At 56.1% G+C, this 24476-nt stretch carries 24 protein-coding genes and 1 pseudogene; 10 read left to right on the top strand and 15 right to left on the bottom strand.

Annotated features, from left to right (window positions below):
- The first annotated feature begins 5 nt into the window (after positions 1–5).
- The gene (locus tag VSQ30_RS05865) at positions 6–1268 is read left to right on the top strand and encodes an AI-2E family transporter (protein ID WP_334462708.1); all 1263 of its coding nucleotides are present in this window, start codon (positions 6–8) and stop codon (positions 1266–1268) included.
- Positions 1269–1493: 225 nt separating this feature from the next.
- A complete protein-coding gene (locus tag VSQ30_RS05860) occupies positions 1494–2777 on the top strand; it encodes a carboxylesterase/lipase family protein (RefSeq protein WP_334462706.1) in 1284 nt (427 codons plus the stop codon).
- 379 nt (positions 2778–3156) lie between these two features.
- Here VSQ30_RS05860 and VSQ30_RS05855 read toward each other — a convergent pair whose 3' ends face one another.
- Positions 3157–4323, bottom strand: a complete 1167-nt coding sequence (locus VSQ30_RS05855) for a MalY/PatB family protein (protein ID WP_334462703.1) — start codon at positions 4321–4323, stop codon at positions 3157–3159.
- Between the two features lie 119 nt (positions 4324–4442).
- Positions 4443–5078 carry an endonuclease III gene (gene nth / locus VSQ30_RS05850; RefSeq protein WP_334462700.1) on the bottom strand — a complete coding sequence of 212 codons (636 nt, stop codon included), beginning with the start codon at positions 5076–5078 and terminating at the stop codon, positions 4443–4445.
- 110 nt (positions 5079–5188) lie between these two features.
- Here nth and VSQ30_RS05845 point away from each other — a divergent pair, with 110 nt between their 5' ends.
- Together VSQ30_RS05845 and VSQ30_RS05840 are read left to right on the top strand one after the other, a co-directional pair.
- On the top strand, positions 5189–5836 hold the full coding sequence (locus tag VSQ30_RS05845) for a TraX family protein (RefSeq protein ID WP_334462698.1): 648 nt from the start codon (positions 5189–5191) through the stop codon (positions 5834–5836).
- A gap of 177 nt (positions 5837–6013) precedes the next feature.
- Positions 6014–6583 (top strand): hypothetical protein, encoded by a 570-nt coding sequence (locus VSQ30_RS05840; protein ID WP_334462696.1) that lies wholly within the window; start codon positions 6014–6016, stop codon positions 6581–6583.
- 59 nt (positions 6584–6642) lie between these two features.
- Here VSQ30_RS05840 and VSQ30_RS05835 read toward each other — a convergent pair whose 3' ends face one another.
- The 7 genes from VSQ30_RS05835 to VSQ30_RS05805 all read right to left on the bottom strand — a co-directional run bounded on the left by VSQ30_RS05835 (position 6643) and on the right by VSQ30_RS05805 (position 13536).
- Positions 6643–6969, bottom strand: a complete 327-nt coding sequence (locus tag VSQ30_RS05835; protein WP_160642377.1) for a DUF1540 domain-containing protein — start codon at positions 6967–6969, stop codon at positions 6643–6645.
- A gap of 100 nt (positions 6970–7069) precedes the next feature.
- The gene (glyA, locus tag VSQ30_RS05830; protein WP_334462691.1) at positions 7070–8326 is read right to left on the bottom strand and encodes a serine hydroxymethyltransferase; all 1257 of its coding nucleotides are present in this window, start codon (positions 8324–8326) and stop codon (positions 7070–7072) included.
- Between the two features lie 627 nt (positions 8327–8953).
- On the bottom strand, positions 8954–9535 hold the full coding sequence (locus VSQ30_RS05825; protein ID WP_334462689.1) for a uracil-DNA glycosylase: 582 nt from the start codon (positions 9533–9535) through the stop codon (positions 8954–8956).
- A gap of 90 nt (positions 9536–9625) precedes the next feature.
- The gene (locus tag VSQ30_RS05820) at positions 9626–10783 is read right to left on the bottom strand and encodes an ABC transporter substrate-binding protein (RefSeq protein ID WP_334462687.1); all 1158 of its coding nucleotides are present in this window, start codon (positions 10781–10783) and stop codon (positions 9626–9628) included.
- Positions 10783–11589, bottom strand: coding sequence for an ABC transporter permease (locus VSQ30_RS05815; protein ID WP_334462686.1), 807 nt, complete (start codon positions 11587–11589; stop codon positions 10783–10785). Before VSQ30_RS05815 ends, VSQ30_RS05820 begins: the two co-directional genes overlap by 1 nt.
- On the bottom strand, positions 11586–12410 hold the full coding sequence (locus VSQ30_RS05810) for an ABC transporter permease (protein ID WP_334462684.1): 825 nt from the start codon (positions 12408–12410) through the stop codon (positions 11586–11588). Before VSQ30_RS05810 ends, VSQ30_RS05815 begins: the two co-directional genes overlap by 4 nt.
- A complete protein-coding gene (locus VSQ30_RS05805) occupies positions 12400–13536 on the bottom strand; it encodes an ABC transporter ATP-binding protein (RefSeq protein ID WP_334462681.1) in 1137 nt (378 codons plus the stop codon). The genes VSQ30_RS05810 and VSQ30_RS05805 overlap by 11 nt, the downstream gene beginning before the upstream one ends.
- A 388-nt stretch (positions 13537–13924) precedes the next feature.
- Between VSQ30_RS05805 and pduL the strand changes: the two genes are divergently transcribed.
- A complete protein-coding gene (gene pduL, locus VSQ30_RS05800; protein WP_160642707.1) occupies positions 13925–14491 on the top strand; it encodes a phosphate propanoyltransferase in 567 nt (188 codons plus the stop codon).
- 239 nt (positions 14492–14730) lie between these two features.
- On the opposite strand, the pseudogene VSQ30_RS05795 reads toward pduL, so the two are convergent.
- Positions 14731–14877: pseudogene (locus VSQ30_RS05795) on the bottom strand (IS6 family transposase); the annotation flags it as partial.
- 46 nt (positions 14878–14923) lie between these two features.
- On the opposite strand from VSQ30_RS05795, the gene VSQ30_RS05790 reads away from it, so the two are divergent.
- Positions 14924–15115, top strand: a complete 192-nt coding sequence (locus VSQ30_RS05790) for a hypothetical protein (RefSeq protein WP_334462677.1) — start codon at positions 14924–14926, stop codon at positions 15113–15115.
- A 45-nt stretch (positions 15116–15160) separates the two neighbouring features.
- Positions 15161–15958, top strand: coding sequence for an aldo/keto reductase (locus tag VSQ30_RS05785; protein WP_334464802.1), 798 nt, complete (start codon positions 15161–15163; stop codon positions 15956–15958).
- Here VSQ30_RS05785 and VSQ30_RS05780 read toward each other — a convergent pair.
- From VSQ30_RS05780 to aroD, 5 genes are all read right to left on the bottom strand, one after another.
- The gene (locus VSQ30_RS05780; RefSeq protein ID WP_334462675.1) at positions 15932–16867 is read right to left on the bottom strand and encodes a glycoside hydrolase family 25 protein; all 936 of its coding nucleotides are present in this window, start codon (positions 16865–16867) and stop codon (positions 15932–15934) included. The two genes, VSQ30_RS05785 and VSQ30_RS05780, sit on opposite strands and share 27 nt — an antisense overlap.
- 33 nt (positions 16868–16900) lie before the next feature.
- Positions 16901–17788 carry a glycoside hydrolase family 25 protein gene (locus VSQ30_RS05775; RefSeq protein ID WP_334462674.1) on the bottom strand — a complete coding sequence of 296 codons (888 nt, stop codon included), beginning with the start codon at positions 17786–17788 and terminating at the stop codon, positions 16901–16903.
- A 37-nt stretch (positions 17789–17825) separates the two neighbouring features.
- On the bottom strand, positions 17826–18608 hold the full coding sequence (locus VSQ30_RS05770; protein ID WP_334462673.1) for a sugar phosphate isomerase/epimerase family protein: 783 nt from the start codon (positions 18606–18608) through the stop codon (positions 17826–17828).
- Between the two features lie 246 nt (positions 18609–18854).
- Positions 18855–20939 (bottom strand): AAA family ATPase, encoded by a 2085-nt coding sequence (locus tag VSQ30_RS05765; RefSeq protein WP_334462670.1) that lies wholly within the window; start codon positions 20937–20939, stop codon positions 18855–18857.
- Positions 20936–21697: a type I 3-dehydroquinate dehydratase gene (gene aroD, locus VSQ30_RS05760; RefSeq protein WP_334462667.1), complete on the bottom strand. Its 762-nt coding sequence runs from the start codon at positions 21695–21697 to the stop codon at positions 20936–20938. The genes VSQ30_RS05765 and aroD overlap by 4 nt, the downstream gene beginning before the upstream one ends.
- Positions 21698–22095: 398 nt before the next feature.
- On the opposite strand from aroD, the gene VSQ30_RS05755 reads away from it, so the two are divergent.
- The 3 genes from VSQ30_RS05755 (at position 22096) to VSQ30_RS05745 (ending at position 24447) form a co-directional block, all read left to right on the top strand.
- A complete protein-coding gene (locus tag VSQ30_RS05755) occupies positions 22096–23121 on the top strand; it encodes an NAD(P)H-dependent amine dehydrogenase family protein (protein ID WP_334462665.1) in 1026 nt (341 codons plus the stop codon).
- A 320-nt stretch (positions 23122–23441) separates the two neighbouring features.
- Entirely contained in the window at positions 23442–24077 is a 636-nt protein-coding gene (locus VSQ30_RS05750) for an energy-coupled thiamine transporter ThiT (protein ID WP_160642558.1), read from the top strand.
- A gap of 199 nt (positions 24078–24276) precedes the next feature.
- The gene (locus tag VSQ30_RS05745) at positions 24277–24447 is read left to right on the top strand and encodes a FeoB-associated Cys-rich membrane protein (RefSeq protein WP_160642559.1); all 171 of its coding nucleotides are present in this window, start codon (positions 24277–24279) and stop codon (positions 24445–24447) included.
- The last annotated feature ends 29 nt before the right edge of the window (positions 24448–24476 follow it).

The raw sequence follows: 24476 nt of genomic DNA, 5'->3' as shown, positions 1-24476 counted from the left end.
GGCCCATGCGCTGGGCAGATTTTGAAAAAAACCTACACGACGACAAAAAGGTGCTGCGCACAGGCATGTTCCTTCTGGCCTTTGCCGCCGCGCTGGTGCTGCTGGTGCTGCGCTTCGACGCGGTGTGGGGCGCGGCACAGATGGTTTCCGCCACCCTGACCCCTGTGGTAGGGGGCATTGTGGTGGCCTATGTGTTAAACGTATTTGTCCATCTCTTTGAGGACGTTGTCTTTAAGCCCTTCCAAAAATCCCGGAGCAGGGTATGGAAAAAGCTTTGCCGGCCCCTTTCCGTTCTGCTGGCCTATGTGATTGTGGCGCTGGTCATCCTTTTCATTGCCCTGTTCATTGTGCCGGGGCTGATTGAATCCATGGGCGTGCTGGCTGAAACAGCCCAGAAAACCCTGCCCACCACCATCAACAACTGCCTGCGCTGGGCAAACGAGTTTGCAAGGGAAAACGACCTGGACTTTATGGAAGATTTCCTCAAAAGCTTTAACTGGACCACCCTGCTCTCCAACGCGACGAAAACCGCTACGGATTTTGTGGCCTCCCTGGTGGGGATTATGTCCAACGTGGCCTCCGGCGTGTTCAGTATGATTATGGGCTTCATTTTCTCCATCTACATGCTGACAGGCAAGGAGAAGCTGCTGCGGGGCGTGCGCTCTGCCCTGCTTGCCTTCCTGCCCCGGAAAGCCGCCCGGAGCCTTTCCCATGTGGGGGCCATTACAAACCGGGTGTTTTTCTCCTTTATCAAGGGCCAGCTTACAGAATGCGTAATTTTAGGGGTGCTGTGCTATATCGGCATGAGCCTTTTGGGGCTTGACTATGCCCTGCTCATCTCCTCCGTAGTGGCCCTGGGCGCCCTTATCCCCATTCTGGGCGCGTATGCCGGCGCGGCGGTGGGGGTTATTGTCCTGCTACTGGTAAATCCCTTTGATTCCCTGATTTTCCTTATCTTCCTGCTGATCCTCCAGCAGGTGGAAGGCAACCTGATATATCCCCGGGTGGTGGGTTCCTCCATTGGCCTGCCCCCTGTGTGGACGCTGTTCGCGGTGGTGTTCTGGGGAGGCGTGATGGGCATTGCGGGCATCTGGTTGGGCACCCCTCTGACAGCGGTGATTTACAGGCTGTTCCGCTCCTCGGTGCGCGGCCGCCTGCGGAAGAAAAACATGGATCCCATGGATCCAAAGCTTTATGCCCCCTCCCCCTTTGCGGATGAAAATCTGGACAAGGAGGAAGGGGAACAGCAGAAGCTGGAAGAAATATAAGAAGCCGTACCAATAGGCTCCTGCACAAACCTTTTCGGGAAATTTAGCGGGCTTCAGTGTTGGAAATCCTCGAAATACGAAAGTATTTCTTGCGGTTTCCGCCTTGAACCCCACAAAATTTCCTTGAAAATCTTCGCACCAATCCTATCGGTACAGCTTCTAAGCTGTTATACTTTTCAAGACGGCGGAACTTGCAGAAAGATTACAAAACGGGAGGAATGCAGCATGGAAACAATGGTAAAAACAAAGCAGGGTGCTGTGGAGGGCCTTTGGAGCGGGGACGGGAAAACCGCCATTTTCAGGGGAATCCCTTACGCAGAGGCCCCTGTGGGGGCGCTGCGCTTTCAGCGTCCCCAGGAGAAGGCGCCCTGGGAAGGGGTGCTTTCCTGTAAGGAATTCGGCCCCCGGTGCCCCCAGGCGGATTTAGCCTCTATGGACTTTTACGGCAAAGAGTTTTACGACGAGATGGTGCCCCCCTGTAACGAGGACTGCCTGCGCCTGAACGTCTGGACGCCAAAGGAGGCCCAGGCAGGCGGCGGGCTGCCCGTACTTTTCTGGATACATGGCGGGGCCTTTATGCATGGCTGCGGAAGCGAAAAGGAGTTTGACGGAGAGGGCTTTGCCCAAAAAGGCGTTATCCTGGTCACCATAAACTACCGAGTGAATGCCTTCGGCTTTTTCGCCCATCCGGATTTGGAAGGGGAAAACGGAGAGCGGGTTTCCGGCAACTACGGCATTCTGGATCAGATATTCGCCCTTAAGTGGGTGCGGGAAAATATTGCCGCCTTTGGAGGCGACCCGGAGAAAATCACCCTGTGCGGCCAGTCCGCGGGCTGCATGAGCGTGCAGGCCATCATCTCCTCCCCTCTTGCAAGAGGCATGGCCCGGGGGGCCATCCTCCAAAGCGGCACAGGCCTGCCGCCCCGGCGCTCCACCCCCACCCGGGATCAGATTTTTGAAACCTCCCGGCGGCTGATGGCCCATTTGAAGGTTTCCACCATAGAAGAGCTGCGGCAAACGCCTGCCCAGGCCCTGATGGAAGCCGCCTATGCGGTGCAGGAGGGGGGCGGGCTTTGCTGGCGGCCTTATGTGGATGGCTGGCTGCTGCTGGCACAGCCGGAGGATCTGGCAGAAAACGGGGCTATCCACCCCATCCCCATGATGATTGGCTGTACCGGGGACGATATCGGCGGAGGCGCGCTGCAAGAGGGAACTGCCGCCTGGTGTGAAAACCTTTTGAGGCTGGGCAGAGGCCCCTCCTACCTCTACTTCTTTGACAGGAAGCTGCCCGGGGACGACGCCGGCTCTTTCCACTCCAGCGAGCTGTGGTACGTCTTTGAGACGCTTTCCCGGTGCTGGCGGCCCTGGGAACAGAGGGACGCAGATCTCTCCAGGGAGATGGCAGGGTATTGGGCCAATTTTGCAAAGCAGGGAAACCCCAACGGAGAGGGCCTGCCCCAGTGGGAGGCTTTTGGCGAGGGCACCCGGGAGCCAAAGGTTTTCCGGTAATCTTACAGGCCGCGGAAACAAAAAACGTTTAAGCAGCGAAAAGGCTTGTTGTCCGTGAATCACAGGCAGCAAGCCTTTTTGTTTCGTTTATATGCAATCGTATTTAGAACCTGTATTCATAGCCTGTAACCACCGTCTAAACGGCCTTTTTGAAGCCACTCCGCGTTACATTTTCTTGCAGAAGCGCAAACATTATTGACTGGATCCAAAAATTCCCGCTCAGCTGACAATTTCGATTATGAATACAGGTTCTAAAGCCATAAGGCAGCCAGAATACGGATTTTCCCGGCGCAGGGGCAAAAAAGCCGCAAAAGCATCTGCTTTGCGGCTTTCCTGTATTCTTTTTTAGCTGCGCTTCCACTATAATATGGAAAAGAGGTTAAGCGTGCAGCGCTTTTTCCAGGCGTTCCAGCCCCTCTTTCAGAACCCACTGGGGCACAGCCAGATTTACACGCTCAAAGCCCTCGCCCTCCTGGCCAAAGAGGTATCCCTCGTCAAAGAAGAGCTGCCCCTTCTGCACCATGATTTCCTCCAGCTCCTGGGCTGTTTTGCCCAAGGCAGTGCAGTCCAGCCAAAGCAGGTAGGTGCCCTGCAGTTCTATAGGCTCAATTTCCGGCAGGCGCTCCCGGAGGAAATCTACAGCAAGGAGATAGTTGCTGTGGATAACCTCCAGCATTTCTTCCATCCAGGGCTTGCACTGGGTGTAGGCAATGCGGCAGGCCTCCAGGCCAAGGGCGCCGGGTCCTCCATGGCCCAGCTCCTTTTTAAAGGCCTCCCGGTCGGCTTCATTGGGGATAACAATATTGGAAGTCTGCATGGCGGCCAGGTTGAAGGTTTTGCTGGGAGCGGTGCAGACCATAATCCTGTCCCCGAAGTCCCCGGCATTGGGGAACACTGTGTGCTTGTGCCCGGGCATAATGAGGTCGAAATGGATTTCGTCGCTGATAACGCGCACGTTGTTCCTTATGCAGATTTCCCCAACCTGCCGCAGCTCCTCCGCTGTCCATACGCGGCCCACAGGGTTGTGAGGGCTGCAGAAGATGAGAAGCTTGTTCTTTTCCTCTGCCGCCAGCTTTTCCAGCAGGTCAAAGTCTATGGAATATGTATGGTTCTCATAGAGAAGGGGGCAGCGCGCAATTTCGCAGCCGCCGTTTTCCGCCGCCATATAGAAGGGATAGTATACGGGGGTGAACAGGATAACCCCGTCGCCGGGCCGGCAGAAAGCCCGCACTGCCACGAAAAGGGCGGAAACCACGCCGCAGGTGCAGACGATTTCCTCAGGCTTTACCTCCCAGTCGTGCTGCTCCTTCATCCACTGGCACACAGTTTCCAGATATTCCTGGGTAGGCCCGGTGTAGCCCAGGATGTGGGTGTCCATGTAAGCCTTCAGGCCCTGGGCGATTTCAGGGGCGTTTTTAAACTCCATATCCGCCACAGAGAAGGGCACCACGCCTTCCTTGGTGTCAGGATTCTTTTCCCGCATTCCCTCCCATTTCCCAGAGCCATGTTTGGAGCGGTCGATAAGCGTTTCAAAATCATACTTCATAACAACAATACCTCCAAAAAGTATAGATATGCGTCGGGCTTTGCCGGAAATCGACAAAAGTATTATGCGCTCTTTTGCGAAGTTTGTCAATAGTGCGGCAAATGTTTGGATCTACTGCCTTATTCTCTTTCCGCGGCAGTGGGGCAGAAGGAGGCCATGCAGCACTTTTCGCAATGGGCCTTGCGGGCGGTGCAGACCGCCCTGCCGTGGAGCACAGTGCGGTGGCAGAAGTCGTTGGATTCCTCCGGGGGCAGGATGGCCCGCAGGTCATTTTCCACCTTCTGGGGGGCTGTGTTCTTGGTCAGCCCCAGGCGGCCTGTAATGCGGATAAAATGGGTGTCTGTAACCACCGCTGGCTTATGGTAGATATCCCCTACAATGAGGTTGGCAGTTTTCCGGCCCACCCCTGGCAGGCGGGTGAGATCCTCAATGGTGTCCGGCACCCTGCCGCCAAATTCATCCCGGATCATGCGGCAGGCGGCGAGAATATCCTTAGACTTGGTTTTGTAGAACCCGCAGGAGTGGATGAGATCGCTTATTTCCTGTTCTGTGCCTTCGCAAAAGTCCTCCAGGGTGGGGAAGCGGGCAAAAAGCGCCGGGGTAACCAGGTTCACCCGGGCATCTGTGCATTGGGCGGAAAGCCGGGTGGCGATGAGAAGCTGGAGGGGATCCTGATATGTAAGGGAGCAAATCCCATCGGGATACTCCTTTTTCAGGGCCTCCACAGCTAAAAGCGCCCGTTCTTGTGTTGTCATGTGCCATCCCTCAATTCGTTTATTACTTTCCCCCATTTTACTACAAAATCCGCCGGTTGACAAGGGAGAGCCCATCTGTCATACTATTTCCAAAAAGGAGCTGATACCATTTGACCTCTGCTGTCCTGCAATGGCTGGCCTTTTCCACCATGCTCGTGGATCATATCGGCTATACCTTCTTTCCCTCCCTGCCGGTGCTGCGGGCTGTGGGCAGGCTTTCCTTTCCCATTTTTGCCTTCCTGCTGACAGAGGGCTTTGCCCATACCTCAGATTTAAAAAAATACGCCGGGCGGCTTCTCTTCTTTGGATGCATCGCTGAACTGCCCTACCAGATGATGCTGTACCACCGCTGGGTGGGCTTTCGCCCCAGCAACATCCTCTTTGCCCTGCTGCTGTCCCTCGGGGCTTTATACTGCGCCAGGGAGGGCGGGCTTTGGCTTTTGGGAGCGGGGACGCTGGCAGTGCTGGCCCAGGCAGGCGGCTTCAGCTATGGGGCCTATGGGGTGCTGCTGGCAGTGCTGTTTTACAGCACCCGGGAAAAGCGCTGGGCCATCCCGCTGGTGCTGACAGGCTGCACCCTGCTTTACTGCTGGCACCACCACAGCCTTTTCCAAATCTGGGCGGTGTTCGCCGCCATACCCCTGCTGCTTTATAATGGGGAGAAGGGCAGGCGCGCGCCCCGCTGTTTGCTGTATATCCTGTATCCGGTCCACCTGGCAGTGCTCAGCGGGCTGTACTTCTTGCAAAAATCCATATGACAGAGGCGCTAATCTTAAAAGCTGGCAATTTCGCTAAATTTTTCAAAACATATGGAAAAGTGTTGACAATATACGCTTGCTGCTGTTATACTTATTTTCAGAAGAGGGTATATTGTTTTTGCATCCTGAACGCCGTGAAACTCCTATGCCATAAGCTGAAATGGAGGTGTGGCAAAAATGACGGACGTTATCCGCTCTCAAATCAGGAGAAAAGCTTTCGGGCAAATTTTCCGGCACAGCATCCTGCTATGCTTCGTTCTGGAGTACACTATGCTGATGCTTGACGAGTATTGGGGAAATTTTCCTATAGAATATCTCTTGGTTTTTTTGCAGGCCGCCCTGTTCTGTGCCGCTCTGAAAACCGGGCCTGCGCCCCGGCAGAGGCCCCAAAAGCTTCTGCCCCGCCTTTGGCCCGTCCCCCTCACAGCCGCTGTCCTGATACTGGTTTATGTTTTGCTTCCCGGCAGGCTGTGGCTTGTTTCCAGCAGGGTTTTGGGCACGGCGCTGTTCCTGCTGGGCGCGTTTTACTGGAACCGGGCCAGGTCGGGAGACGCAGCTTTCCTGTTAAATCTGTATGCCTGCGCCCTCGCTGTTCATCTGTGTTATCTCCCCCTGCCCATCATAACCGTTATGTTCGACATCCCCGCCAGTTGGATATCGTACTATGCCGCCGGGGCGGCTGTATCTGTGTTGCTGGGGCTGTGCTCGGTGCTGTGGGCCGCACTTTCCGGTAAACAAAAAACCTGACCGCAAAAAACAGCCCCTGCCATCCTTTTCCGATGGCAGGGGCTGTTTTTTTACAAAGCTTACCGGCAGGTGAAGGTGCAGCACTCTGTGCCGCTCTTAGAGCACACATCGTCGCAGCAGCAGCCCACACAGACACACTCCGCGCCGCATTTGCAGTTGCTGTTATAGGCGCAGTTCTGGGCGTGGCAAGTGATGGAGCTTTCTGTGCTGGCGCTGCCGGAAACAGAAGCCGACGCGCCGCCCCTACCCCGCTCCCGGTAGGAGCTGCAGCAGGTCTGGTCGCACACCTTGGCCCCGGGGCCGTCCACCTGGATACCGGGCAGGCTGCACAAGCCGCCTTCATAATGCTGGCAGGAGGACACCTGACATTCCAATCTGTTTTTCATAGGGCACCTCTTTTTCATAAGGTTTTGCAAGGCAAAAAGCCTTACACGCCTTATTGTGCCCCCAAGCGCCGCCGTTTATCCAGAACCTACAACGGCGCGTCTATTTATAAAGTGGATATTTTTCACAAATGGCGTTTACCATGCCCCGCAGCTTTTCTTTGTTCCCTTCAAAGCTGTCCTCCATGGAGAGGGCAATGCAGGCCGCGATTTCGTCCATATCCGCCTCCCCAAGGCCCCGGGTGGTGACAGCCGGAGTGCCCAGCCGCACGCCGCTGGTGACAAAGGGGCTGCGCTTTTCGCCAGGCACTGTGTTCTTGTTGGCGGTAATATACACCTCGTCCAAACGGCGCTCCAGTTCCTTGCCGGTCAGCTCGCTGTCTGAAAGGTCAATCAGCATCAGGTGGTTGTCTGTGCCGCCGGAAACCAGCTTCACGCCCCTGTTCAGCAGTCCCGCGGCAAGGGCCTGGGCGTTTTTTACCACCTGCTCTCCATAAGCCTTGAAGGCAGGCTGCAGCGCCTCGCCCAGGCACACGGCCTTTGCGGCAATAATATGCATCAGCGGCCCGCCCTGGGTGCCGGGGAAAATGGCCTTGTCAATGGCTTTGGCATACGGCTCTTTGCACAAAATCATGCCGCCCCGGGGGCCGCGAAGGGTTTTATGGGTGGTGGTGGTGACCACGTCGGCATAGGGAACCGGGTTTTGATGGACGCCTGCCGCCACCAGCCCGGCGATGTGGGCCATGTCCACCATCAAAAGGGCGCCGCAGGCATCGGCAATTTCCCGGAATTTTGCGAAGTCAATGGCCCGGGGATAGGCGCTGGCCCCAGCCACAATCAGCTTGGGCTTCACCTCCATGGCCTGCGCCATCAGCTTTTCATAGTCCATGCATCCGGTTTGGGGATCTACCCCATAGGGCACGAAATTATAAAGGGAGCCGGACATGTTCACAGGAGAGCCGTGGGTCAGATGGCCTCCCTCTGCCAAGTTCATGCCCAGCACGGTGTCTCCAGGCTGGAGCAGGGCAAAGTACACTGCCAGATTGGCCTGCGCCCCGGAATGGGGCTGCACGTTAGCGTGTTCCGCGCCGAAAAGCGCGCAGGCCCTGTCCCTGGCAATATTTTCCGCCACGTCCACGCACTGGCACCCGCCGTAATACCGCTTTCCCGGATACCCCTCCGCGTACTTGTTGGTGAGCACGGAACCCATTGCCGCCATCACGGCGGGGGAAACGATGTTCTCCGAGGCGATAAGCTCCAGGTTCCGCCGCTGGCGGGAAAGCTCCTGGCCCATAGCTTCTCCCACTGCTGGATCTGCCTGGGAAACAAAACCGATAGAATCCATCAAATCTGCAAACATTAAAGAAAACCCCTTTCTATTGTGTCCGTCGTGTGTCCCAAATCTCCTTTCCATGCGCAGGCCGCAAAGGAGAAAAATGCATGTTTTCAAAGATAGTATGCATGTGAAGCGGCTGTTATAAGGTGAAACCTGCTGGAATTTTCCGGCATTGCGGCAGGACCGGGGCAATCAATTCGAATCAAGTGTAATAGCTATGGACTATTATACCATGAATTTCCTGCCTGCGCAACACTGGAAATCCAGCGGGAAGACGCAGGCGGACATGCCCCTCCCTGCTGTGAGTGTCCAAAATAAATATTATAAAAACGTGGGGAAACACAAAAGTTTCTTGCATTCGTGTAACGAATGCATCACCTTCTTCAAAGTTGGTGGGCAAAGGCTAACGCAAAACGTTAACTTTACGCAAAACGCCGCGCGTTTGCGTTGCTATGGGGTTTTCAGGGGGCGAGGGTTTCCATGTGGCGAAACGCAAACGCCATGTGTTAGCGTTTCCGCCCCGGGCCGACCGAGCCGGGGAAGGTCCCCAGTGGGAACCGCTCTGACCCGACCGAGTCGGCAGGCGAGACGCAAAGCCCCTAAACCGCCGGCGGCATAAAACGCGCGCTTGGACACTCCCGCCTTATTTTCTCATGGCAGCTTTGCCACATCGCAGCCCAGCTCGTCGATTTTCTCCCGCAGCTTCAGGAAATCCTCAAAGGCCGCCGGCTTTTGGGAGGGGTTGCGCAGCAGAGCCGCCGGATGCAGGGTGGGCATCATCACCACCCCGTTTTTCTCTATGAAAAGGCCATGCTCTTTGGTAATTTTAATGTCAGGCTTTATCATCCGCATGGCCGCCACCCGGCCCAGGCACACAATGATTTTCGGCCGCAGGATGGCAAACTGCGCCCGCAGCCAGTTGATGCAGGCCTCCTGCTCCTCAGGCAGGGGATCCCGGTTTTTCGGCGGCCGGCACTTGACGATGTTGGTGATATAGATATTCGTGCGCCTGTCCAGATCCACCGCCGCCAGCAGCTTGTCCAGAAGCTGCCCGCCCCGGCCCACAAAGGGTTCCCCCTCCAAGTCCTCGTGCTCGCCAGGGCCTTCCCCCACCAGCATGACTTTTGCCTGGGGGTGCCCCACCCCGAACACTACATGGTTCCGGGTTTCGCACAGCCCGCATTTTTTGCACTGCATACAGTCGGCCCGCAGGCCCTCTATGCCGTTTAGCATGATATTCCACCTGCCTTTTAGGACCTTGGGGGCGTTGCCCCCAAAACCCCTACAACCCCTTTTAAACAAAAGGGGTTGACCCTAAAATTTTTATTCCATTTCCCTTTTGCGCTTCCGCCTTTTATAGAGAATAATGGCGATGTACACTGCCAGAAAGCCCAGGATAATGGCGATAAGCACAGCCGATTCCCCTGGCCCGCCCATTTTCACCTCGGCCCACAGCTTGTCTACCAAACTGCTGACCTCCTGGGGCAGGTTCACGAAAACCTGGGCTTTTGCCACAACCTCCCCGCTGGGATAATGCAGGGGGCTGTCCGCCACCTCCGGATCCAGATATTCCTTTGCCGCTGTCTCCGGGGTGGAATACCCCACATAGTCCATGTTGGCCCCGGAGATTTCCGGCTCGCACAGGAAGTTGATATAAGCTTCGGCCTCGGCCTTGTGCTGGGAGGTGGCGGGGATGCAAATGGCGTCCACAAAGAAATTGGTTCCCTCCTCCGGCACGGCAAAGGCAATGGTGTCGCTGTTGTCCACCAGGATAGCCGCGTCCCCGGAATAATAGGGGGCAAGCCAAGCCTCCCCGCTTTCCATCTTATCAAAAATCTGATCCATCACATAAGCCTGAACAAGGGGCTTCTGTCCCTTTAAAAGCTGGGCCGCTTCCTCCCAATCGTCCGGATTCGTGGAATTCACATCAAGCCCCAGCCGGAACTGGGCAATGGCAAAGGCGTCCCGGGGGTTATCAAAGGTGAGGATTTTCCCGGCATACCGGCTGTCCCACAGAGCGTCCCAGCTTGTCACCTCCTCCACGTAATCCGTATTGTAGAAGATGCCCACCACCCCCCAGGTGTAGGGGACGGAATAGAGGTTTTCCGGGTCATAGCTGGGGTTTTGGAACTGCTTGTCAATATACTGGAAGTTGGGGATATTCTCAAAATCCAGGGGGGCCAGGCGGCCCTCGCTTATCAGCTTTGACACCATGTAGTCCGAGGGGATGATGATGTCATAATCCGCCCCGCCCCCAGCCAGCTTGGAATAGAGGGACTCATTGCTGTCAAAGGTGGTATAGTTTACGTTAATGCCGGTGCGGCGGGTAAACTCCGCGTTTACGTCCATGGAGCCGTCTGTGCCGTTTGCGATATACTCCCCCCAGTTATACACGTTAATGGTAACGCCCTCAGAGGCAGAGGCCGGAAGGGGGGCGCAGAGCAGGCACAGGCCGAAAAGGAAAGCAAGCATCTTTTTCATCAGTCTTCCTCCTTTGCCGGGCGCCTTCCCCGGCCCTGGCGCACGTTCACCACAATGAGCAGCGCCATCACCACCGCAAAGAGCACAGTGGACAGGGCGTTTATCTCCGGGCTTACCCGCTTCCTGGTCATGGAGTAGATATAAATAGGCAGGGTCTGGGTGGTGCCGCTGGTGAAATAGCTGATAACAAAATCGTCGATGGACAGGGTGAAGGCCATAATCATCCCTGTCACCACCCCAGGCATGATTTCCGGCAGCACCACCTTGAAAAAGGCCTTTACAGGCGGGCAGCCCAAGTCCTGGGCGGCCTCATAAAGGTTTGGATCCATCTGCCTAAGCTTTGGCAGCACAGACAAAATGACATAGGGCAGGCAGAAGGTGATGTGGGCCGCGATGATGGAACCCATGCCCAGGCTGCGCCCCCCAAACAGCCCAACGGCAAACACGAACAGCAGCATCATGGAAACGCCAGTAACAATCTCCGGGTTCACCATGGGGAAGTTGGTAATATTCATCAGGATCCGCTGGGGCAGGCGCTTCATGGAGTTAATCCCCACAGCCGCCACTGTACCCAGCACCGTGGAAGCCGCCGCCGCTATTACGGCAATCAGCAGGGTGTTGCGCAAAGCCTCCAGAATCAGCCTGTCCTCAAAAAGCTTCTGATACCATTTAAAGGAGAAGCCGCTCCACACCGTGCGGCTGGCCGTCTCCGTATCATTGAAGGAAAAGACAATAAGCACCAAAATCGGCGCGTAAAGGAACAAGAACACCAGGAAGGTGTAAATCCGGCCGCCTGTCTTTTTCACAGCAGCACACCCCCTTCCCCTGGCTCCCCGTCGTCAAACTGGTTCATAATGCCCATGCAGATAAGGATAATCACCATCAGCACCAGGGAGATGGCGGAACCTAAATTGGGATTATAGGCGCTGCCTAAAAACTGCATGTCAATCAGGTCGCCAATGAGAAGGTTCGCACCGCCCCCCAGCATCTTGGAGATGATGAAGGTGCTCACCGCCGGCACAAACACCATGGTCACGCCGGAGATAATGCCGGGCATGGACATGGGCACCACCACCTTGAAAAACACCTGGCGGCTGTTTGCGCCCAAATCCTCCGCTGCCTCTATTACGCTCTGGTCAATCTTTGTCAGGACAGAATACAGGGGCAGAATCATATAGGGGATGTAATTATACACCATTCCCAGCACCACAGCCCCCGCTGTGTTTATCATATGTATGCCGTTAAGCCCAAAAGCCTTGAGGGCCGCGTTTATCAGGCCGTTGTCCTCTAACAGCGTCATCCAGGCATAGGTGCGCAGAAGGAAATTCATCCACATGGGCAGCATCACCAGCATCACCATCACGCTCTGGCGCTTGGCGCTCATTTTAGAAATGATATAGGCCAAAGGATAGCCCATCACCAGGGAGATAAAGGTCGCCACCGCCCCCAGCCAGATGGAACGCAGGAACACATTGGAATACTGCCCCACGCTCAGGATATTTTCCAGGGTGAAATGGCCCGCCCTGTCGGTAAAGGCGAACCATGCCACCAAAAGCATGGGCAGCACGATAAAAATAGTCATCCACACCGTGTAGGGCGCGGAGAGGAGCCTGGATTTAGCCTTCATCTGCTTTGCCCTCCTCTTCCCCTGCCGCCTGCATGTCCTCGTCCATTTCATCCGAGAAGGTGCTGTAATCCCCGAACCTGCCGGAGTATTCCGACTTCGCCATTACGTGGATGTCGTCCGGGGTCAGGGAAAGGCCGATGCGATCCCCCACAGCCCGGAAGTCCGTAGACTGTATCATCCATTTAAAGCCCGCCACGTCCACAATAATTTCATAGTGCACGCCCTTGAAGGTAACGGCTGTAACCTCCCCGGTAATGTGGGTGGAGTCTGCCTGCACCACGTCAATGTCCTCCGGCCGTATCACCACGTCCACAGGGGTGTTTTTCCCAAAGCCCTTGTCCAAACACTGGAAAGTGTGCCCGGCAAAGCGGACGCTGTAGTCCTCCAGCATCAGGCCGTCCAGGATGTTGGACTCCCCGATAAAGTCTGCCACAAAGGCGTTCCCCGGTTCGTTATAGATATCCGTAGGCGTGCCTATCTGCTGGATATCCCCCCCGTCCATCACCACCACTGTGTCAGACATGGACAAAGCTTCCTCCTGGTCATGGGTGACGAACACAAAGGTAATGCCTGTCTGCTGCTGTATCTTTTTCAGCTCCACCTGCATGTCCTTGCGAAGCTTTAAGTCCAGGGCGCCCAGAGGCTCGTCCAAAAGTAGCACCTTTGGCTCGTTTGCCAAGGCCCTGGCAATAGCCACCCGCTGCTGCTGCCCTCCGGAAAGCTGGCTTATCCCCCGGTGGGCATAGCCCGCAAGGTTCACCATGGACAGCATCTCATGGACTGTGGCCTTTATTTCCCTCTCGTTTTTCCCTTTGATACGCATCCCGAAAGCGATATTGTCATACACGTTCAGGTGAGGGAACAAGGCGTATTTCTGGAAAATGGTGTTCACCTCCCGCTTGTGCGGCGGCAGGGCCGTGATGTTTTTCCCATAAAAAAACACATCCCCCGCGTCCGGCTGGATAAAGCCTCCGATGGTGCGCAAAACCGTGGTTTTGCCGCAGCCGGAGGGGCCTAACAGTGTGACGAACTCCCCGTCCTGGATATCCAGGTGGAAGCCCCCCAGCACCTGCTCCCCGCCATAAGACACAGCAATGTTTTGTAAGGAAAGAATGGTGTTGTTCAATTTTCTGCATCCCCTTTGCGAAATAAGTTTTGCGTGTCTTTTGTTATTCACACATAACCCGGCCCGGTTGGGACGCCCGGCAAAAGCCTTGCCGGCACGCGCCCGGAGGATCGCCATCCGCAAAGGATAAAAAGCAAAAGCAAAAAAGCTTTTGCGGCGAAAGAACAGGGCCGCTTTTATGGGCCGCCCCACCTCCTTCGGGAGCCGCCCTTTTTCAGATGCAAACGCAATGAGTACACTATACAGAAAATCAGTCTTTTTGTCAATCCTTTTTTTATTTTGGGGAGTGCCGGCGTGTGTAGCTGCCCTGAGAAAAGGGCTTGAAATTTTGGCGGCGGGGTAGTACAATGAAAGCAGGAAAACCTGTATATTTAAGGAGGAGTTTGCTATGAAAGTTATGGTGGAGACTTCAGCCCATCATGTCCATGTGTCTGACGCCGATCTGGCTGTGCTGTTCGGGGAGGGCGCAACCCTTACCAATAAGAAGGATTTAAGCCAGCCCGGGCAGTTTGCCTGCGTGGAAAAGGTTGAGGTGGTAGGCCCGAAGGGTTCCATGTCCATGTCTATTTTAGGGCCGACCCGCAAGGAGACCCAGGTGGAAATCTCCCTGACAGACGCCCGCAAGCTGGGCGTTACCGCGCCCATCCGGGAGTCCGGCGACCTGGAGGGTACCCCTGGCTGCACCTTGAAAGGGCCTAAGGGAGAAGTTGCCATTGAGAAAGGCGTCATTGCCGCCAAGCGCCACATTCATTTTGCCCCTGCCGAGGCAGAGGAAGCCGGCGTGGTGGACAAGCAGATTGTTTCTGTGAAGGTGGATTACAACGGCCGCAGCCTGACCTTTGGGGACGTGGTGTGCCGGGTGAACCCTGCCTATGCCCTTGCCATGCATGTGGACACGGATGAATCCAACGCCGCTGCCCTGCCGGGCACAGTGGATGGAGAAATTGTGCTGTAAGATTTTTGGAGAATCAGAAGCCCCCCGCCTGCTGGCGGGGGGCTTTCTTGTCTAACGAAAGCCACTGGCAAGGCGAGTGGTTCAAAGAAAGCCTTTTGGCGATGATGTAGAAGGAAGAACTCCTTTTGGTGTAGAATAAGCTTGCGGTTTGGCAGGCCGCAAAAGCGCAAGGCAGTTGCACTCGTACGGCACTGTAAAGCAAAAATGAAAAGAAAGGACCCGAAAATCAGCGAAAAACTCTACGCAACGAGGAAAAGCTCACGTTTACGCGATTTTGAAAGCACAAGGCCAGCGCACTGAGCCGGTGTAAGGTTGTTCAATGCGGAATGAGGACGGACAAAGTTGTAGAAAAAGATGAACATGGAAATGAGGTTGTTGGCACAATCAAGGAAACAAACCAAACACAAACGGAATTTACAGGAGGAATTTATTATGAAAAACCTGAGCATGATCAGCAAGCCCCAGACTGGCTACAACGTGAAGAAAGCCAACGCAAAAAAAGCTCGCGCCCATGCCAGCCGCGCCCGACAGAGTTCTTACGAGCGGTTCATGAGTGAGCACGGCGGTGCGGATATCCGCTATATCGGCGTACAGGGCGGCGCTCTGCCCCAGCCCAGAATCTAAATCGAGAAAAGTATCCGGCCGTGAAACCCTCACGGCCTTTACTTTATAGATAACAAAACAGGAGGAAAACCTATCCTTTATCAGACTTTACCCCATGGCGGGGAAAAAATCGAAGCGTCCGTGGAAATGCATCTGTGCAAACTGAAAACGGATTACATGGACTTTGGGTTTATCCATTGCATCGACCAACAGGCCGAACTGGACAAGGCTTTGCAGGGCGGGATACTGGAGATGGTGCAGAAATACAAACAACAGGGCAAGGTGTGGCATATCGGCTTTTCCTCCCATAACCCCGCCATGGTACACAAGGTGTTGGACATACACATCGTGGATATGGTGATGTTCAGCATCAACCCGGCCTACGACTACACAGATAAGGAAGAATATGGCATCGGCACAGCCGGGGAGCGCATGGCCCTTTACCGCCGCTGTGAGCAGGAAGGAGTGGGCATCTCGGTTATGAAGCCCTATGGCGGTGGGCGTCCTCTTCCGCCAAATCCGGATCGTGGCTCAGCTTCAGAATGCAGCCGTATACCGCTTCAAAATATTCGGTATACACCTGGTCAAACTCCTTCATCTTCCCCGCCCCCTTTGTCTTTTAGACCGGCAAAAAGCCTTTTCGTTACAAGTCTTTTTGGAAAAAACATGAAAATCGCCATGCGAACCAGAATACGCACAAAAGAGATGAAAGTTCAACCTTTTGTGCCCGGTATCGTTCCCTTCTCTGCATTTTTCACACTCATCTTTTCAGGCAGGGCACAGCCGTTCATACAGGAAACCCCCGGCGCGGTGCCGGGGGTTTTCCTCCTCCATACGTTAGTACGGCTCAAAGCAGATGTTTAAATCCACTGCAGTGCTGATGCCCGGGATGGTGCCCTGGTCGGAATACTGCCACATGCGGAAATTGTAATACAGGCTTGGCTCCCTTTGATATTCTGCCAGCCAGATGGGATAATCCTTCACAGCGTCCATATCGAAGAATTTATAGATCATGTTTTTGTTGGAGTAAAAGCAGGGCTTATAGCCCCTTTCCTCCACCCGCTTGCAAAAGGCCGCGCCGAAGCGGGCCACATCGGCCCCCTGCGCGTTATAAGCCCTGAGATCCTCGGCAGGCAGGTTTTCCCCGGGAACAGGCGGCTCCCAGTCAAAGGCAATGGGGTAATCAAGGCCGCGCCCGTCCAGCACAGAAAGGGCATAGTCCGCCTCGGCCTCGGCCTCAGCTTCCGTAATGGCTTGGGAGAAGAAATACACCCCCACCGGCAGGCCCGCGTCCACAGCTCCCTGGTAGTTTTTCTCAAAGCACTCGTCCGTCACCAGCAGGCCCTGGGTCATGCCCCGGTATCCCAGGCGGATGATCACAAAATCCACCTGCTCGGAAGCTTTCACCTGCGCCCAGTCAATGTCCCCCTGGAACTCGGAAACGTCGATGCCCATCAGGGCCTTGCCGTCCTCATACCGGACAAAGCGGCCCAAGTCGTTGAACTTTTCCCTTTCATACTGGCACACCGGCAGGTCAAACTTGGGGATAAGCCGGGTGCCCTCATAGATATCCTCCACCTGGAGCATGTTCTCCGGGATGAGGGAGGAGGCGGGCGGCTCTGGTTCCGGCTCGGCAAAGCGGAGGATGTAAAAGAGGGAAAGCCCGATAATCAGCAGGGCCACCAGGGCGCAGGCCGCAGGAAGCAGCCACTTCCGGTATTTTCTCAGCAGGACGGCGCGCCGGGAAGGGGGCCGTCTTTTTTGTGTTGCCATAAGCGTTCCTTTCTGTTTGCAAGTTTTAGTCCCTCAGGGCTTATATTCCTTCAGGCTGATGGTGATGGGCACCGGCTTGCTGATGCCGGGCACCTCCCCGTCTTTGGTATACTGCCACATTTTATAGTCGTAATAGAAGCTGGGGGCCGGCTGGTACTCCGCGTACCACATGTCGTGCTCTGTCAGCCGGGACAAATCCAGGCTTTCATACCCCATTTTCTTGTCCGCGTAAAAAGCGGTTTTATAGCCTACAGTCTTGATTTTCTTTAAAAAGGTCTGGATGAATCCTGTCACCTGGTCGCCGTTGCAGCGCACGGTGCGGGATTTCTCGTCCACCTCCCCGCTGTCCTTGCGGTCATATTCCCAAAAGATTGCCACCGGGTAGGTCATCTGGTAGGGGCGGATTTGCTCCAGCACAAAATTTGCCTCCTCCTCAGCCTCCGTGTCTGTAACGGCCTTGGAATAGAAATATACCCCCACAGGCAGGCCTGCCTCTGTGGCCCCTGTAATGTTCGCCTCGAAGTTACTGTCCAGGGAGATGCGGCCCTTGTCGTTGCCCCGGTATCCCACCCGGATCATGGCAAATTCCACGCCGCTTTCCGCCACAGCGTTCCAGTCTATCTCTCCGGCCTTCTGGCTGACGTTAATGCCCACGAAGGAGTCCCCCGCGTAGGTGACCACGCCGTTTTTCTCCTCGAAGTCCTCCGGGTTGTAATTGCTTGTGCGGATATCATAATAGGGGATAGTCATGTCCCCCTCGTACATATCGTTCACTTTGGCGGTGTTCCCGTCCTTTTCCAAAAGCTCCACCGAGCTGGTGCGCGGCCCCCGGGCCAGCATCACGGCGGAAATAACGATAATTACAACCACCAGCAGGGCTGTGGCCCCCAGGAATAAAGTTTTTCTGCCTGTATCTCCCATATTGCGCGTGCCTCCTTTCCCCAATTGCGCAGGGAATTTACCGCCCCCGCAGGCTGTCCAGGTGCTTGGCCTTTTCAAAGGCCCTGTACAGGAAAACGTCCGGCGGCAGCTCCTGATAATCCCAATACATAGGCTCCAGGGCGGTAACGCCCTTATAGCCTGTGGCGGCGATGGCCTGCATCACCCTGGCCCAGGGGACGTCCCCGTCAAAGGGCAGGCGGTGCTGAATGCAGCAGCTCCGGCTGGCGCCGCCGTTGTCGTGCAAATGCAGGGCCATCAGCCTGGCGCCGTACATTCCCAGCAAGTCCTCCTCCGGGGCGTCGTTATAGTGATGGCAGCAGTCATAGCACAGCCCCAGCCGGGGGGAATCTATCTGCCGGAAAGCCCAGGCAAGGTTTTTCAGGTTCTGCAGGTTTTCCAGGGCCACGTTCACCTCCAGCCTCTCCGCCTGCTCCACCAAGCGCCAAAGCCTTTTCAGGCCCTGCTCTGTAGGGGCAAAGTCATCCCCGGGCAGGTGCAGCACTATGGCGGGCACCTCTGCCGCCTTGCAGTCCTCCAGGCAGGACAGATAGCATTCCGCCGCTTCCTCCCCGGAAAGGCCCTCCTCCCACAAGGCATGCTGCAACTCTGTGGGCGCATGGAGGTTTTCCACAAAAAGGCCCGCGTCCCGGGCGATTTCCGGGGCCAGGCGGAAATCCATCCCCCGGCCCAGCCGGTGCCCCCACAATATCATTACCCCGGAAAAGCCCGCCTTTTTAATCAGGCGGTAACGCTCCTCCATGGTCAGCCTGTAGCCAAACCAGTCAAAAATTGAGAGCACAGGACACCCTCCTCTTGCAGCCAGATATGGCAAATTGCCTTGCCCCGTCCCGCGGGGCCGCAAAATGCCCCAATTTTCGCAGTATGCAGTATATCGTATATTATACAGGAAAACTGTCGAAAGTGCAATATGCAATAGTTGGCGGGACACGTTCATTTTGGAAACTTTTTGTATATTTTCCGCCGCGCAGCATGTTTTCCCTGCAAAAAACGGGCCGGGAGCATTGCCCCGCCCGTTTTCCTTATGCTATTCCAAATCGAAATCTTCCGGCAGGAGCAGCTCCAGATCCCGCTTTTCCTCCGGCTCCTTCATGTTCCGGCGGGAACAGGCAATAACCGCCTGCTCCACCTTGTTCCGGGCCATGCGCCCGTTGCCTTTGTCCCGTTCCCCGTTCTGCCCCATCCTTTCAAAATACCGGAGCAGCGGCATCCTGCAGGCCTCGTCCATCCGGTATCCCTTCCCGTTCACAATGCCCTGGGTAATCTCCCACAGCTCCTCCGGGCTGTAGTCGGGGAACTCGATGATATGGGGGAACCGGGAGCGCAGGCCGGAGTTTGCCGTTAAAAACTCCTCCATCTCCCGGGAATACCCTGCCAGGATGACCACCAGGCTTTCCCGGTTGTCCTCCATGCCCTTTACTAAGGCGTCAATGGCCTCCAGGCCAAAGCTGTCGTCCTTGCCCCTGTAAAGGGCGTAAGCCTCGTCAATGAACAGCACGCCTCCCAGGGCGGCCTGTATGGCCTTTTGGGTCAGGGGGGCGGTGTGCCCCACATACTGGCCCACCAGATCCGCCCGGGCCACCTCCACAAGCTGCCCGCCGGAAAGCAGGCCGATGGCCTTTAAATACCGGGCCACAATCCGGGCCATGGTGGTTTTGCCGGTGCCGGGGTTCCCGGTGAAAATCATGTGCATGGAGGGGGAGTCTGCTTTCAGGCCCCGGGCCTTGCGCATCTGCTGGATTTTGAAGTTGTCCTCCAGGGAGAGGATATAATCCTTCACAGGGCCAAGGCCCACAATTTCCTCCAGTTCCTTTTTCACCTGCTCCAAAGCCGCCTGCTGCACCCCCAGGCCCTCTGTGCCGGGCAGGCGCACCTCTGTTTCCCCGCCCTCCCAGGTATAAAACGCGCTTAAATCCCCGTCCTTAGCCGCAAGCCGCCCCTGCCAAGAACCCGTAATGGACTTGCGCAGCTTTTCTTCGCTATAGGCCTTATAAAGCCGCTGGGCCTCATTGTCAATGGCTCCCGCGCCCTGAGCCGGGGTGTATGCCCCTGCCAGGGCCTCTTTCTCCGCCTCCCCAAAGGACAGGGCAAGGGAAAGCTGCTTCTCCGCCCGGCCCCGCAGCTCCAGAAGGGCGTTTTGCGCTATCTGCCCCAGGGCCTCCCGGGTGAAGTCCTCTGTATACAGCACGTCGTCCAGGGCCGAGAGGAAGGGCGCGCCAAAGGCGTCCCCCAGCCCGGCCTCGCTTTTGCCCGCCACCAAAAACAGGTATTTCCCCCCTGCGGAAAGGGTGGAAACCGCGCCGGGGGCCAGGGCTGTGCCGATGTCTGCCAAAATCCCCTTCTGCTCTACATACCGCCCGGGCAGGGCCACGTCCCCCTGCCGGAACAGGCTGGAAGCCATGGACAGCACAGAGGGATGGCACTTTTCATAGTTTTCAAACAGCAGGGCCGCCGCCCCGCCTTTCAGGGCCGCGTACAAATCCTGCACAAAAAGCTTTTCCATGCCAGGGGTATGGTAGGCTGATAAGTCCAGCGCCGCGGTTTTGGGGCTTTTCAGCACCCCCTGCCTGCCCAGGGAGGCGGTCATAGCCTTAATGGCGCTGTGCCTGCCGGTGCCCGTCCCGCCCAGCACAGCCGCCCGGCACAGGGGGGACTCCTTCCCGGCCCCTGCCACAAAGGGCCGCTTGAACGCCAGGGCAAGGGCCTCTATAAATTTCTCCTGGCCCAGCACCTGCCGGGCCGTTTCCTGCCGGGCAATGTCAAAGGCTTTGTCCATGTCCGCAGGGGATCCGCTGTTTGCCGCCCTCTCTTGATTGTCCATCCCGTCCTGTTCCAGCCGGCGCTGAAGGCCTTCCATGTCTGCCTTGGCTTCCTGGGTCAGCCTTTCGATGCTCTCCTGCAAAGAACGTGACAGCCCGTCATTTACCTGTTCCACTGCCCCCAGGGCCTGCCCGGCCTGCTGCTGGGCCTGGAGGGCGCCCTCCAGGGGGGGCTGCCCCTTATCGGGAACAGCCGGGGCCGGCCTGGCGTGCTTTAACTCCCTGGTGCTTTTAAAATGCAGCCTGCCGCCCCGGAACATGGATTCCAAAATGGAATCAATATCATTTTTCACAGCGCTTCCTCCTTCCCCGGCTCTTCCGGGCTGAGATCCTCCAGGATGGCCCGCAGATCCTCCGCCCCTAACTGCCCTGGCGCAGAGGCGCTTTTCCCTGCCCCAAAGGTCACGCAGGAGCCAAACGCCTGCCCGCACACCCGGCTTACCTTCCCCAGCGGCCCCATGGCCATGGTGATAACCGGGCCTGTTTCCCTGCTGGCCCGCAGGGTGGCCCCCAAAAGGGCCAGCACATCCTCCGGGCGCCGGGGGGTTGCGGCATATTTGGGCAGGCAAGGCCCCAGTTCCCGCATCTGCATAAGGGTTCCGGCAATTTCCTCCTCCGGCGGGGTGCCGGAAAAGTCGTGCCGGGAAACAACGGCGGCAACGCCCTTTTCCGCCGCCTTTTCCAGCAGCCGCTTTGCCCTGTCCCTGCCCTTGGAAAGCTCAATATCTAAAAGCCCGAAGCCCCCCCGCTCCAGCAGGGCCAGAAGGAACTCCTCATAGGCCTCCCCTTCCAGGGGGCTTTTTCCCCCTTCCTGCTGGGTGCGCACCGTACACAGCAGGGGCCTGGGGGCAAGGGCGCTTTTCAGGGCGGACAGGGCAAAGCCCACGTCCTCCTCAAAGCAGTCCATCCGCCATTCATACAGATCGGCAGGCAGGGCGCGCACAAAAGCGGCCTCCTCCAGCAGGGCCGGCAGGCGGCTTTCTGTTAACGGCACGCATATTTTAGGCAGGCCCTGGCCAAAACGCAGGCCCGCCGCTTCAAACCATTTCAATGGCAGGTCAACTCCCTAGTAAAGTTATGAAAATCCTCTATAAAACAGTATACTGGCGGCGGGGGCAAATGTCAATTTCCATCTCGTGAAAAGTGCTTACTTTTCTCTTACAGCCCATTTTTTTCAAAGGCCCGGTATATCTTCCCGCCAGCCTGTATAGGATATTCACATCACTTCCTCATCATTTTTTGTACAAGGTAAAGGCAATACCGCATAATTCTAAGTGGTATACCGCGGAAGAGATTTTTTCGTCAGGGGGCATAAAGGCTGCGCAGGCAAACTGGCGTTTGTCAAGCAGGCTTTGCGCGCTATGACGGAAAAATAGCCCGCGAGATGCCGCTTAAGACGGCGGTCGTGAATTGTGCGGTGTTGCCTAAAAATCCAAGGAGGCTTTTGTTATGCAAAAGATAAAGGTTGTGCAGTATGGCTGCGGCAAAATGAGCAAATATACCCTGCGGTATCTCCACGAGCATGGGGCGCAGATTGTGGGGGCCATAGACGTAAACCCGGATATCGTGGGCATGGACGTGGGAGACTATGCCGGGCTGGGGGTGAAAACAGGCGTGCTCATCAGCAGCGATGCCGACCACGTGCTGGATAGCTGCGATCCGGATATTGCCATCGTCACCCTGTTCAGCTTGGTAAGCGACTGCTATGAGCACTTTGTAAAATGCCTTTCCCGGGGAATTAACGTTATCACCACCTGCGAGGAGGCCACCTACTGCTGGACTACCGATCCGGCCCGGGCCAATGCCCTGGACGTGCTGGCAAAGGAAACAGGCTGCACCTTTGTGGGCAGCGGCATGGAGGACACCTTCTGGGTGAACCTTGTAGGGCTGGCGGCGGCAAGCTGCAACAGCATCCAAAAGATAGAAGGGGCGGTAAGCTATAACGTGGAGGAATACGGCCTGGCCCTGGCCAAGGCCCATGGGGTTATGCTGACCCCTGAGGAATTTGAAAAGCAGATAGCCCATCCAGAGGTGCTGGAGCCTTCCTATGTGTGGAACTCCAACGAGGCCCTGGCCTCTAAACTGGGCCTGACAATCAAAAGCCAGGCCCAGAAATGCGTGCCCTATTTTCACGACGCCGACCTCTATTCCGAAACCATGGGCGCCACCATCCCTAAGGGAAACTGCATTGGCATGGCGGCGGTAGTTACCACGGAAACCTTCCAGGGGCCTGTTATTGAAACCCAGTGCATCGGCAAGGTATACGGCCCGGAGGACGGGGACATGTGCGACTGGAAAATCACCGGGGAGCCGGACATGGAATTCCACGTGGTGAAGCCTGCCACAGTGGAGCACACCTGCGCCACCATTGTTAACCGCATTCCCAGCGTGCTGCTGGCCCCTGCCGGGCTTGTGACCATCGACCAGCTTGAGGAGCTGCGCTTCCCTTCTTATCCCCTGGAGTTCTACTGCTGAAGGCTGTGTCCATGGACACTCCCAAAAAAATCTCCGGGTTGACAAAATCCCTCAAAAGCTTTACAATGGATACAGAAAAATGAAAACAGGGGTGCCGCCTGTGTGCGCAGGCAGCTGAGAGGAGCTTCGAGCTTAAACCCTATGCCTTCTGGCAGGAACCTGATGCGGATAATACCGACGTAGGGAGCATTTCATCATAAGGGCAGGGCTGTTTTGCGCGCAAGCTGCCCGCCGGGGGAATGTTTTTCACTGCCATTTGGATTTTTTCCAAGTGGCATTTTCATTTTTCACCGAGCTTTTTTCAGAAAGAGGGATGAATCATGAACGCACGCTCTGCACGCACACTGAACCTTGTAACAGGCGGGGTGCTGGTGGCCCTTGGCACCGCCCTTTCCTTTATCAAGGTGTTCGACCTCCCCTATGGGGGCAGCATTACCCTGTGCTCCATGCTGCCAGTCATGCTCTTTGCCTACCGCGCCGGCACAAAATGGGGGCTGGGGGCAGGCTTTGTTTTCAGCGTTTTAGAATTGCTCTTTGGCCTGGACGCTTTAAAGGGCATTTCCGGCGCCACTGTGGCGGGTTCCATTTTTCTGGACTACCTGCTGGCCTTCACAGTACTGGGGCTGGCAGGCATTCTCCGGCACAAGATCCAAAACGATCCCCTGGCCTTCACCCTGGGCTGCCTTATCGCCATGCTGGCCCGCTATATCGCCTCCATCCTTTCCGGCTGGCTGCTGTGGGCGCAGTTTATGGAGGTAAGCTACATGCAGGAACTGGTGGCGGCCTTCTTCCCCGGGCTCAGCTCCCTTACAGGGAACCAGTTGGCCATTATCTACTCCACCTGCTATAACGGCACCTACATGCTGCCTGAAATCCTTATCACCTGCGTGGCCGCTTTCCTGCTCATGCAGTTTGCGGGCAAGCAGATCCTTTCCTTGGGAAATGGGGAAAAATAAGCGCTTGCCATATGCGCGCACAAAAGCCGGGGCTTCCCCCGGCTTTTGTTTTTCCGGTTTCCTTGCGGAAAGAGGGTTGACAAAGGTGGTTAGTTGTGATAAACTATAGGCAGCTCAAGAGTTAGCTCCAGCTAATCACTTCGCAAATCTTTTCCCACCCCAGTCCCATAAACCCATAGAAGTTAAGGAGGCTTTCCAAGTGAATCTTCCAACCATCATTATTGGCATACTGGTGGCGGCTGTTTTTATAGCCGTGGCAGCCAGGTGCGTTTACAATTGGAAGCAGGGCAAAGGCGGATGCTCCTGTGGCTGCGGCGGGTGCCCCCACAGCGGGTTCTGCCATCCCGGCAAAAAAGCGGGGAACAAATAGGGCTTGTTTGAAAAATCGAAAACATTGTC

This window comes from Acutalibacter sp. JLR.KK004 (genome assembly GCF_036941085.1).
Lineage (GTDB): Bacteria > Bacillota > Clostridia > Oscillospirales > Acutalibacteraceae > Acutalibacter.
This window is presented reverse-complemented; position numbering and strand designations above follow the sequence as displayed.